We start from the raw sequence: 10,959 nt of genomic DNA, 5'->3' as shown, positions 1-10,959 counted from the left end.
ACTATTCCCCACCCCCACCCTCTCCCTATCGGCCGGGGGCGGCGGGCGCCGCGGTGGGTGCCGGGGGGGCCCGCGGTGGAGGCGTCACCGACGCCTCCACGGCGGGCCGGCCGTCGCTGATGCCGCGCGGGGCCGGCCGTGCGCTCCTAGGCTGCTGGAGTCAGGACGACCGTCCCGAGCCCCGGAGGCAGACCCGTGATCGCAGTGACCGGAGCGACCGGCAACGTCGGCCGTGCCCTCGTCGAACGTCTCGTCGCCGCCGGCCGGCCCGTGCGGGCGCTGACCCGTGACCCGGAACGGGCGGCGCTGCCCGCGGGGGCAGAGATCGTGCGGTTCCGGCCCGACGACCCGGCCGCCCTGTTCACGGGCGCGACCGGACTCTTCCTGTACGTCCAGGCCGCCGGCGAGGGCGGCGCCCTGCTGAAGGCGGCCCGCGAGGCCGGCGTCCGGCACGTCGTACTGCTCTCCTCCGGGATCGTCCGCGACGGCGCCGACGAGACCCATCCCATCCACGTCATGCACGCCGGAGCCGAGCGGCGGATCCGCGACAGCGGCCTCGCGTGGACCTTCCTCCGGCCGAACGCCTTCGCCGCCAACGCTCTCCAGTGGGCGCCCCAGATCCGCGCCGGGGACACCGTCCGGGGTGTCTTCGCCGACGCGCTGACCGCGCCCATCCACGAGGACGACATCGCCGCCGTGGCCGAGCGCGCCCTCCTCGACCCCGGCCACGAGGGCGCCGTCCACCGTCTCACCGGCCCGGAGGCCGTCACCAACGCCGAGCAGGTCGCCGCGATCGGCCGCGTCCTCGGCCGTGACCTGGCCTTCGCCGAGATCCCGCCGGGACAGGCCGGGCCCGAGCTCTACCCGAACGTGCCGCCGCCCCTGCTCCGGGGCCTGCTGAAGACCTTCGAGTCCGCCGTCGGCGTCCGCCCGGAGATCACGCGCACCGTCGAGGAGATCACCGGCACCCCCGCCCGCCCCTTCGCCCGCTGGGCCGAGGACCACCGGGCCGACTTCCTCGGCTGACGGTTTCCCGGGGCGACGGCGGACTCACGGGATCGCCGGGCGGCGGCGGACTCACGGGACCCCAACACGTCTTCCCCGTACGGCAGTACCCACTTTCGGGTTCCGATCGTCGATCTTTCGGGCGCGTCCGGCTTTACTGCGTACAAGCTGGAAGTCCCTGCCCCCGCGCCACGGAGGACAGTCCCATGAGCACCCCGCCGCCCCCGGACCACCCCGCCCGCCTCGCCTCAGGTCCCGACGGCCCGCACGCCCTGCGGCCCCTGCTCGACACCGTGCTCGACGCCCTCGACAGCGGCCGCCGTGCCCGCGGCGGCCCCCTGCCCGCGGGCGGCCCCGAGGCGGTCGCCGCCCGGGTGCGCGACGCCGTGGGCGAGGTCCTGCCCGAGCACGGCGACCCGGACGCCCTGCGCGGCCTCGTGCACGCCCTCGCCGAAGGCGCCGCCGACCCCGCCGACCCGCTGTGCGCGGCCCACCTGCACTGCCCGCCGCTCGCCGTGGCCACCGCCGCCGACCTCGCCGTCAGCGCCCTCAACCCCTCCCTGGACTCCTGGGACCAGGCACCCGCCGCCTCCGAACTCGAAGCCCTCGTCACCCGCGCGCTCGCCCACGAGACCGGCCTCGCCGACTCCGTCGTCACCACCGGCGGCACCGAGTCCAACCAACTCGCCCTGCTGCTCGCCCGCGAGTCCCACGGCGGCGGTGTCCGCCTGGTCTGCGGCGCCAACGCGCACCACTCCCTGCCCCGCGCCGCATGGCTGCTCGGCCTGCCCGAACCCGTGATCGTGCCGGCCCCTTCCGGCACCCTCGACCCCGCCGCGCTGCACAGCGCCCTCACCGGCCTCGGCGGAGCGCGCGGCTCCCTCCTCGTGGCGGCCACCGCCGGCACCACCGACGCCGGCCTCATCGACCCCCTCCCGGAGATCGCCGGGCTGTGCGCCGCCCACGGCGCCCGGTTGCACATCGACGCAGCCCACGGCGGGGGACTGCTGTTCAGCGAACGCCACCGGGACAAGCTGACCGGCCTCGAAGCCGCCCACACCGTCACCCTCGACCTGCACAAACTCGGCTGGCAGCCGGTCGCCGCCGGACTCCTCGCCGTCCGCCACCCCCGCGACCTCGCCGTCCTGCACCAGCGCGCCGACTACCTCAACGCCGGGGACGACACCGAGGCCGGACTGCCCGACCTGCTCGGCCGCTCCCTGCGCACCACCCGCCGCCCCGACGTCCTCAAGGTCGCCGTCACCCTCAAGGCCCTCGGCCGCCGCGGCCTCGGCGCCCTCGTCGACCAGGTCTGCGCCCGCGCCCGCGAGTTCGCCGACCTCATCCACGACCACCCCGGCTTCGAGCTCCACGACCGGCCCACCATCAGCACGGTCCTGTTCCGGCCCGCCGGCGTCACCGACGACGCCGTCGCCACCGTACGCCGCCGGCTCCTCATTGAAGGCCGCGCCGTCCTCGGCCGGGCCCGCCTCGCCGACCGGCTCTGGCTCAAGGCCACCCTGCTCAACCCGGACACCCGGACCGAAGACCTGGCCGCCCTGCTGAAACTGGTGGAAGGAAGCACCCCCCGATGAACCATCCCGCGCACCGCACCCCCCAGGCCCGCGACCTGGTCGGCATCGGCATCGGGCCGTTCAACCTCTCCCTGGCCGCGCTCGCCCACCCGCTCACCGGTCTCGACACCGTCTTCTACGAACGGCGCCCCCGCTTCCACTGGCACCCCGGCCTGCTCATCGAGGGCGCCCGCGTCCAGGTGCCCTTCCTCGCCGACCTGGTCACCCTCGCCGACCCGGCCAGCACGTGGTCCTTCCTCAACTACCTCAAGACCCGCGACCGGCTCTTCCCGTTCTACTTCTCCGAGCGCTTCCACATCCAGCGCGCCGAATACGACGCCTACTGCCGCTGGGTCTCCGAGAACCTGCCCGCGGTGCGCTGCGGCCACCAGGTCGACGCCGTCCGCTGGAACCCCGAACTCTCCCTCTTCGAAGTCGACTTCACCCAGCTCGACGCCGACGGTGAAGCGGAGGCCGTCGGCCGCGCCCACACCCGCAACGTCGTCCTCGGCATCGGCACCGAACGCCATGTGCCCGCCCCGCTCAGGCCCCTCGCCGACGCCAACGGCGTCCCCGTCGTCCACGCCGCCGACTACCTCGGCCACCGTGACACCCTCCTCGCGGCCGGCCACATCACCGTCGTCGGCTCAGGACAGTCCGGCGCCGAGGTGTTCCTCGACCTGCTGCGCCACCGCCGGGTGGGCGGCGAGCGGCTGCACTGGATCGGCCGCACCGAGGCCTTCGCCCCGATGGAATACTCCAAGCTCGGCCTGGAGCACTTCACCCCCGACTACATGCGCTACTTCCACGCCCTGGACGAGCCCGTGCGCGACCGGCTCGTCGCCGGCCAGTGGCAGCTCCACAAGGGCATCGACGCCGACACCCTCGCCGCCATCCACGACGAGCTCTACCGCCGCACGCTGGACGGCGGCTGGCCCGACGCCGTCCTGACCCCCGGCGTCCGGGTCCGCACCGCCGGCCGGGTCGCCGGCTCCCGGATCGAACTCCACCTCGAACACGTGCAGCAGGGCACCCGCACCCGCCTCACCACCGACGCCGTCGTCCTCGCCACGGGCTACCGCGAACGCCCCGTCACGCCCCTGCTCACCGGTCTCGACCCCTATCTGCGCCGCGACGGCAAGGAACGCCTCCGTGTCGACGAGCAGTTCCGTCTCGCCCTCGACCCGGCCATCGCCGCCACCGGCTGCCATGTCTACGTGCAGAACGCCGAACGCCACACCCACGGCGTCGGCGCCCCGGACCTGGGCCTCGCCGCCTGGCGCAGCGCCACCATCCTCAACGCGGTGACCGGAACACAGGCCTACCCGCTGCCCGCCCGCACCGCCTTCACCACCTTCGGCCTGGAACGGCGGCGGCCCCAGATCCCGCCGTCCCGCCAGGTCAGGGCGCTGACGCCCCTGGCGGACGGAATCTGAGGCCGTCCCGTGGAGAAGGAAACCGGTCGAACCGGTCAGAACACCGGCGTGCCGTTACGCGTCAGCTTCCAGTCCAGCGACGCGAAGTCCTTCGGGTCCAGCACGCCCTTCGCCGTGACCCACTCCGCGATCCGGGTGCGGATCTCGGTCGACTCCGCCCACAGCTCCTTCGCCGAGGCCACGTGCGGGAACGCGCCACCGCCGTTGGCCCGGTAGTTGTTCACCGCCATCACGAACTCCTGGGCGTCGTCCAGCGCCGCACCGTTGAACGTCAGGTTCTTGATCCGCGAACCGACCGGCTGGGCGATGTCGATGTCGTACTGGAGCCCCGACACGTAGTCGTAGTTGTAGTCCGGGCGGCCGCCCGCGTTCGTCAGCTTGTCCACGTCGACCGGCGCGCCGACGGCCGTCTGCACGAAGTACTCCGCCGAGTACTCCAGGTACGCCCGCAGCTGGGCACCCGTCACCAACTTGGCGACCAGCGTGTTGTCGTACACGTACAGGCTCGACAGGTCCCGGATCGTGACGTTGCCGGCCGGGATCTCGGAGGTGCGCGAGAAGGGCGAGGCCTGCGAGACGACCGGCAGCGCGGCGTACTGCGTGCCCGCCAGCGCGGCCTTCACCACGTCCTCCTGCACCTTGTTGATCAGGTCGATGATCGGCGCGTCCTTGTAGCGGGCGTCGACGGTGGTGAGGGTCACCGTCGCCTGGCCGACCACCTGGTTGACGTACTGCACGACCTTCGCGTGCTGGTCCGACAGCAGCTTGGTGATCTTCGGGTCGTCGGCGACGGTGTTGGCGTTGCGCAGCGAGGCGGAGACCGACTCCACCTCCCACTTGCCCTTGACGAACACCAGCTCGATGTCGAAGAGGGAGAGCCGCTCGGCGTAGCACAGCGGCTCCGACAGGACGACCGTCTTGCCGGTCTTGTCGTTGACGACCTTCAGCTCCGCGATCTCCTTGTGCGCGTGGCCCACCAGGATCGCGTCGATGCCGGGCACCTGCCGGGCGATGTTCGCGGCGGCGTCCTCCACGTACGGCAGCTGGTCGCCGTACGACGAGGTGCCGGACGTGCCCGAGTGCGCCGAGACGATGACCACGTCCGCGCCCATCGAACGCAGCTTGGGCACCCACTTCGCGGCCTGCTCCTCCAGACCCGGGAAGTCCAACTTGCCCTGGACGTAGGCCTTGTCCCAGATCGCGATGCCCGGGTTGGTCAGACCCAGCACGGCCACCGTCACCGGGGCGGCACCCGGCGCGTGGAACTTCTTCATGAAGTAGGGCGGGAAGGCCGGCTTCTGGGTCTTGTGGTCCACCGCGTTCGCGCCGAGCAGCGGGAAGTCGCACTGCTCCTCGAACTTGCGCAGGGTCTCGATGCCGTAGTTGAACTCGTGGTTGCCGAGCGCCACGGCGTCGTAGCCGATGGCGTTCATGGCCTTGGCCATCGGGTGCACCGGACCGCGCTTGGCGGTGATCGGGTCGACCTTCGCGTAGTAGTACGTCAGCGGGGTGCCCTGAATCGTGTCACCGGCGTCCAGGAGCAGCGTGTTCTCACGGCCCTTCTCCTTGCGGACCTGGTCCACCAGCGTGGAGACCCGGGCCAGACCCTGGGCGTTGCCCGCCGCGTCGCTGTACTCGCCGTCCTTGAAGTAGTCCCAGTTGAACACGTGACCGTGCAGGTCGGTCGTGCCCATGACGGTGAGGGAGTAACGCTTGCCCGGCTTCTCGGGCGACTTGCCCGCCGCGGCAGCGGCGGCGGGCGCGGCCTGGGCCGCCGGAGCCGCCACGGCGCCGGCCAGCGCCACCCCCGCCCCGGTGGCGGCGGACTTCGTCAGGAACTTCCGGCGGTTCAACGGCATGGCTGGTTCTCCTCGTGAAACAGGTCGATGACGCGCGTAGATTCTGGCGGCCCGCGGCGAACCGCAACACCCCCGGAAGGTTGCGATCTGGTGACCGGCAGGCGCGGAAAACAGGGCACCGGTGACAGAGTGGGACGTATGACCTCAGCCCCCGCACCGGAACCCGGCCCCGCTGTCCCCTACGGCACCCCCGACGCACCCCGGATCGCCGTCCGCGGTGAGGCACACCTCGAAGTCGACCCCGAGATCGCCCGTATCGGCATCACCGTCACCGCCCGCGGCAAGGACCGCCGTTCCGCCCTGGACGACCTCACCCGGCGCAACGCCCGCGTCCTCGACCTCGTCAAGTCCTACGGCCAGGCGGTCGAACACCTGGAGACCGGCGCCTTCTCCCTCGCCCCCGAACCGGCCCGGCACGGCCGCGGCGAGCGCGTCCGCACCTACCACGGCGCCGTGCGCCTCACCGCCGAACTCACCGACTTCACCGCTCTCGGTGAACTCGCCACCCGACTGGCCGACTTGGAACTCACCCGGGTGGATGGTCCCTGGTGGTCGCTGCGCCCCGGCTCACCGGCCCACCGGGAGGCACGCCGGCAGGCCGTGCAGGAGGCCGTCCAGCGGGCCAGGGAGTACGCCGAGGCGCTCGGCACCACGCTCACCGCTCTCGTCGAGATCGCCGACATCGGAGCGGAGAGCGCCCCGTTCCGGCCACAGGCCCCCGGACGGATGCGGGCGGCGGCGGCCTACGGAGGCCCGGCGCCGCAGGACGAGGCCGCGCCCCTGGACCTCGAACCCGAGCGGCAGCATGTCCACGCGCAACTCGACGCGCGATTCACCATGGCACCGCCCAGACTGTGATTACGTCAGTTGCGTCTTCCGGTCCGCGAACGGGGCGAACGCTCGTCGGAGCGTCGCCCCGCACAATTCAACAGTTGTCAATACTCCTTCATCCAAAGGTTGTTGAGTAGTCACGTCGCACCAATCGTCTACCCACTGGTAAGGCCTAGGCTCACATCATGCGCCGAGCAAAGATCGTCTGTACTCTGGGGCCCGCCACCGACACGTACGACCAGATCAGGGCACTGGTCGACGCCGGAATGGACGTCGCCCGACTGAACCTCAGCCACGGCGACCACGCCGAACACGAGGAGCGCTACCGGCACGTGCGCCGGGCCGCCGACGAGACCGGACGCAGCGTCGGAATACTCGCCGACCTTCAGGGCCCGAAGATCCGGCTCGGCCGCTTCCGCGAAGGACCTGTACTCCTCGAACGCGGCGACACCTTCACCATCACCGTCGAGGAGGGCGTCGAGGGCGACCGCCACATCTGCGGCACCACCCACGCCGGCCTCGCCGAGGACGTCACCCGCGGCGAGCGCATCCTCGTCGACGACGGCAAGGTGGGCCTCGAGGTCACCGCCGTCGACGGCCCCCGCGTGCGCACCCGGGTGATCGAAGGCGGCGTGATCTCCGACCACAAGGGGCTCAATCTGCCGGGCGTCGCCGTCTCGGTCCCCGCCCTGTCCAAGAAGGACGAGGACGACCTGCGCTGGGCGCTGCGCACCGGCTTCGACATCGTCGCGCTGTCCTTCGTCCGCGGTGGCCGGGACATCCTCGACGTCCACCGCGTCATGGACGACGAGGGCCGCCGCCTCCCCGTCATCGCCAAGATCGAGAAGCCGCAGGCGGTGGAGGCCGTCGACGACATCGTGGCCGCCTTCGACGGCATCATGGTCGCCCGCGGCGACCTGGGCGTGGAAATGCCGCTGGAGCAGGTCCCCATCGTCCAGAAGCGCGCGATCAAGCTGGCCCGGCGGAACGCCAAGCCGGTGATCGTCGCCACCCAGATGCTCGACTCGATGATCGGCAACTCCCGCCCGACCCGCGCGGAGGCCTCGGACGTGGCCAACGCGGTGCTCGACGGCACGGACGCGGTGATGCTGTCGGGCGAGACCAGTGTGGGCAAGCACCCGGTGGAGACGGTGCGGACGATGGCCCGCATCGTCGCGGCGGCCGAGGAGGACCTCCTCACCCAGGGCCTGCCGCCGCTGACCGACCGCGACAAGCCCCGTACCCAGGGCGGCGCAGTCGCCCGCGCGGCGGCGGAGATCGGCGACTTCCTCGGCGCCAGGTTCCTGGTCGCCTTCACGCAGTCGGGCGACACCGCCCGCCGGCTCTCCCGCTACCGCTCACCCATCCCGCTGCTGGCCTTCACCACGGAGCAGGCCACCCGTTCCCAACTCAGCGCCACCTGGGGCGTGGAGACATTCCTGGGGCCGCGCGTCGACTCGACCGACGCCATGGTCGACCAGGTCGACGAACTGCTGCTGCGGTACGGCCGTTGCGAGAAGGGCGACGTGGTGGTGATCACAGCGGGCTCGCCCCCGGGGGTGCCGGGCTCAACGAACCTGGTCAGGGTTCACCACATCGGGGAGGACGACACTCCCAAGTAGAACTTGCGACCTTGGATTCGGAGGAAACGTACCCCGGGTCGGATTCGAACCGACGCTGGATGGTGTTTGAGACCATTGCCTCTACCGCTGGGCTACCGGGGCCCCCTTTGAAACAAAGATCGACGGTCACCCGCCGTCCCCCCACCTTACCGCAGCTGGGTACGCTCTTGGAGCAGTACCCGCCCGCCCCGGAACAAGGAGCGCCCCCGTGACCGCCGAGTCGCCCGAGCCCGTAGACGTGTCCGACGACGACAAGTCGCACGTGCCTCCGCTGACGACCCGCGTCGTCATCGCCGAGGACGAGGCGCTGATCCGGCTCGACCTCAAAGAGATGCTGGAGGAAGAGGGCTACCGGGTCGTCGGTGAGGCCGGGGACGGCGAGCGGGCCGTGGAGCTGGCCCGCGAGCACCGCCCGGACCTGGTGATCCTCGATGTGAAGATGCCCAAGCTCGACGGCATCTCGGCTGCGGAGCGGATCGCGGAGGAGCGGATCGCGCCCGTGCTCATGCTCACCGCCTTCTCGCAGCGCGACCTGGTGGAGCGCGCCCGGGACGCCGGGGCGATGGCGTACCTGGTGAAGCCGTTCAGCAAGAGCGACGTCGTTCCCGCCATCGAGATGGCCGTCTCGCGGTTCACCGAACTGAAGGAACTGGAGAAGGAGGTCGCGGACCTCGCCCAGCGGCTGGAGACCCGCAAGCTGGTCGACCGTGCCAAGTCGATCCTTCAGACGGAGTACGGGCTGACCGAGCCGGCCGCGTTCCGCTGGATCCAGAAGACCTCGATGGACCGCCGCATGTCGATGCAGCAGGTCGCGGAGGCGGTCATCCAGGACAGCGAGGAGAAGAAGGCCGCGAAGGGCGCCAAGCCCGACAAGGACTGAGCCGGGCGGACCGGCACCCACAGGGAATGGGCCCGCGTCCCCTCACGGGACGCGGGCCCATTCTCGTTCCGGTGGTCACCGGGCGGGTCAGTCCTCACCCAGGTACGCCTTGCGGACCGACTCGTCGTGCAGCAGGTCCTGGCCGGTGCCGGACAGCACGATGTTGCCGACTTCCATGACGTGCCCCTGGTCGGCGAGCGAAAGCGCCGCCTGGGCGTTCTGCTCGACGAGCAGAATCGTCGTGCCCTGGGATTTCAGCTCGGCGATGGTCGCCATGATCTTCTGCATCATGATGGGGGAGAGACCCATGGACGGTTCGTCGAGCATGAGCAGCTTGGGCTGGGACATCAGGGCCCGGCCCATGGCGAGCATCTGCTGTTCGCCGCCGGAGAGGGTGCCCGCCGCCTGCTTTCTGCGTTCGCCCAGGATGGGGAAGAGATCGTAGGCGTGCTGAATGTCCTTTTCGATGCCTTCCCTGTCCTTGCGCAGGAAGGCGCCGAGCCGGAGATTGTCCTCGATCGTCATTCGCGGGAAGATGTGCCGCCCCTCGGGGGAGTGGGCGAGTCCCAGCGAGACGATCTGGTGGGCGGGGACCTTCTTCAGCGACTTGCCGTTGAACCTGATGTGCCCGCCGACCGGCTTGAGCAGCCCGGACAGGGTGCGCAGCGTGGTCGTCTTGCCGGCGCCGTTGGTGCCGATGAGGGTGACGACCTGACCGGCCTCGACCGTGAAGGAGATGCCCTTGACGGCCTCGATCTTGCCGTAGGCGACGCGGAGGTCCTCGACTTCGAGCAGTGCGGTCATCGGTCGTTCTCCTTGCCGGGCGCGGCGTCCTGCGGGGTGTCGTCCTCTGCCTGCGCCTCTGCCTGTGCCTCGGCCGCCTCGGCTTGTATCTCGGCGTTCTCGACCTCGGCGGCCTCCTCGGCTCCGGGCGCTCCCTCGAAGGGCTCGCCGAGGTAGGCGGCGACGACGCGCTCGTCGCGCTGGACGGTGGCGCTGTCGCCCTCGATGAGCTTCTCGCCCTGGACGAGCACGGCTACGCGGTCGCAGAGGTTCATGATGAACCGCATGTCGTGCTCGATGACGAGCACCGCGATGCCCATGTCCCGGATGGCGAAGACCAGTTCCTCGGTGGCCCGGGTCTCCTGCGGGTTCATGCCGGCGGTGGGCTCGTCCAGGAGCAGCAGGCCCGGTTCACTGGCCAGGGCGCGGGCGATCTCCAGCTTGCGCTGCTCGCCGTAGGGCAGGTTGCGCGAGAGGTGCTCGGCCTTGTGGGCGAGGCCCACGAACTCCAGGAGCTCCATGGCCCGTGCCCGGGAGGCGGCTTCGGCCCGGTGGAATCCGGGGCCGCGCAGCAGGGCGGACCAGAGTCCTTCCTTGGTGCGGGTGTGCCGGCCGACGAGCACGTTCTCCAGGACCGTCATGTTGGCGAACAGACGGATGTTCTGGAAGGTGCGGGCGATGCCGGCGGCGGTGACCTTGAAGGACTTGGGCGGCAGGACGTCGCCCTTGTAACGGACCTCGCCCTCGGTGGGGATGTAAAGCCCGGTGAGGCAGTTGAAGAAGGTGGTCTTGCCGGCGCCGTTGGGGCCGATGAGTCCCACGATCTCGCCGCTGCGGACGGTGAGGTCGACTCCGCGTACGGCGGTCAGGCCCCCGAAGCGCATGGTGACGCCGCGTGCGTCGAGGACCGTCTCGCCCGGGGCGGCCGCGGCGGGCGTGGTGTCCTTGGTGGTGGTGTCGGTAGTCATG

9 protein-coding genes and 1 tRNA gene are annotated in these 10,959 nt (G+C 71.0%); 6 read left to right on the top strand and 4 right to left on the bottom strand.

The features are described from left to right. The first annotated feature begins 195 nt into the window (after positions 1 to 195). From ACWC91_RS35280 to ACWC91_RS35270, 3 genes are all read left to right on the top strand, one after another. A complete protein-coding gene (locus ACWC91_RS35280) occupies positions 196 to 1,026 on the top strand; it encodes an NmrA family NAD(P)-binding protein (RefSeq protein ID WP_450640549.1) in 831 nt (276 codons plus the stop codon). A 185-nt stretch (positions 1,027 to 1,211) separates the two neighbouring features. After that, the gene (locus ACWC91_RS35275) at positions 1,212 to 2,600 is read left to right on the top strand and encodes a pyridoxal phosphate-dependent decarboxylase family protein (protein ID WP_450640551.1); all 1,389 of its coding nucleotides are present in this window, start codon (positions 1,212 to 1,214) and stop codon (positions 2,598 to 2,600) included. Then, complete coding sequence (locus ACWC91_RS35270) at positions 2,597 to 4,015, top strand: lysine N(6)-hydroxylase/L-ornithine N(5)-oxygenase family protein (protein WP_225074215.1); 1,419 nt, start codon at positions 2,597 to 2,599, stop codon at positions 4,013 to 4,015. The genes ACWC91_RS35275 and ACWC91_RS35270 overlap by 4 nt, the downstream gene beginning before the upstream one ends. A gap of 35 nt (positions 4,016 to 4,050) precedes the next feature. Here the strand turns inward: ACWC91_RS35270 and ACWC91_RS35265 are convergent, their stop codons facing one another. Further along, a complete protein-coding gene (locus ACWC91_RS35265) occupies positions 4,051 to 5,874 on the bottom strand; it encodes a bifunctional metallophosphatase/5'-nucleotidase (RefSeq protein WP_225074214.1) in 1,824 nt (607 codons plus the stop codon). A gap of 138 nt (positions 5,875 to 6,012) precedes the next feature. Between ACWC91_RS35265 and ACWC91_RS35260 the strand changes: the two genes are divergently transcribed. After that, complete coding sequence (locus ACWC91_RS35260) at positions 6,013 to 6,732, top strand: SIMPL domain-containing protein (RefSeq protein ID WP_450640553.1); 720 nt, start codon at positions 6,013 to 6,015, stop codon at positions 6,730 to 6,732. A 158-nt stretch (positions 6,733 to 6,890) separates the two neighbouring features. Next, the gene (gene pyk / locus ACWC91_RS35255) at positions 6,891 to 8,327 is read left to right on the top strand and encodes a pyruvate kinase (RefSeq protein WP_225074212.1); all 1,437 of its coding nucleotides are present in this window, start codon (positions 6,891 to 6,893) and stop codon (positions 8,325 to 8,327) included. 29 nt (positions 8,328 to 8,356) lie between these two features. Here pyk and ACWC91_RS35250 read toward each other — a convergent pair. Further along, positions 8,357 to 8,429, bottom strand: a tRNA-Leu gene (locus ACWC91_RS35250). A gap of 106 nt (positions 8,430 to 8,535) precedes the next feature. Between ACWC91_RS35250 and ACWC91_RS35245 the strand changes: the two genes are divergently transcribed. Beyond that, positions 8,536 to 9,207, top strand: a complete 672-nt coding sequence (locus tag ACWC91_RS35245; RefSeq protein WP_225074211.1) for an ANTAR domain-containing response regulator — start codon at positions 8,536 to 8,538, stop codon at positions 9,205 to 9,207. Between the two features lie 87 nt (positions 9,208 to 9,294). Here the strand turns inward: ACWC91_RS35245 and ACWC91_RS35240 are convergent, their stop codons facing one another. Together ACWC91_RS35240 and ACWC91_RS35235 are read right to left on the bottom strand one after the other, a co-directional pair. Further along, entirely contained in the window at positions 9,295 to 10,011 is a 717-nt protein-coding gene (locus ACWC91_RS35240; RefSeq protein WP_141361879.1) for an ABC transporter ATP-binding protein, read from the bottom strand. Then, positions 10,008 to 10,958, bottom strand: coding sequence for an ABC transporter ATP-binding protein (locus tag ACWC91_RS35235; RefSeq protein WP_225074210.1), 951 nt, complete (start codon positions 10,956 to 10,958; stop codon positions 10,008 to 10,010). Before ACWC91_RS35235 ends, ACWC91_RS35240 begins: the two co-directional genes overlap by 4 nt. Position 10,959 lies beyond the last annotated feature (1 nt).

Source organism: Streptomyces sp. NPDC001204, assembly GCF_053598035.1.
Note: the sequence above shows the minus strand (reverse complement) of the source record. Positions and strands in the feature narration are given on the sequence as shown.

What these genes read in the sequence shown, in the direction of transcription:
- ACWC91_RS35275 (WP_450640551.1), top strand. Translation starts at nt 1,212, where the DNA reads ATGAGCACCCCGCCGCCCCCGGACCACCCCGCCCGCCTCGCCTCAGGT.
- ACWC91_RS35270 (WP_225074215.1), top strand. Translation starts at nt 2,597, where the DNA reads ATGAACCATCCCGCGCACCGCACCCCCCAGGCCCGCGACCTGGTCGGC.
- ACWC91_RS35265 (WP_225074214.1), bottom strand. Translation starts at nt 5,874, where the DNA reads ATGCCGTTGAACCGCCGGAAGTTCCTGACGAAGTCCGCCGCCACCGGG.
- ACWC91_RS35260 (WP_450640553.1), top strand. Translation starts at nt 6,013, where the DNA reads ATGACCTCAGCCCCCGCACCGGAACCCGGCCCCGCTGTCCCCTACGGC.
- pyk (WP_225074212.1), top strand. Translation starts at nt 6,891, where the DNA reads ATGCGCCGAGCAAAGATCGTCTGTACTCTGGGGCCCGCCACCGACACG.
- ACWC91_RS35240 (WP_141361879.1), bottom strand. Translation starts at nt 10,011, where the DNA reads ATGACCGCACTGCTCGAAGTCGAGGACCTCCGCGTCGCCTACGGCAAG.
- ACWC91_RS35235 (WP_225074210.1), bottom strand. Translation starts at nt 10,958, where the DNA reads ATGACTACCGACACCACCACCAAGGACACCACGCCCGCCGCGGCCGCC.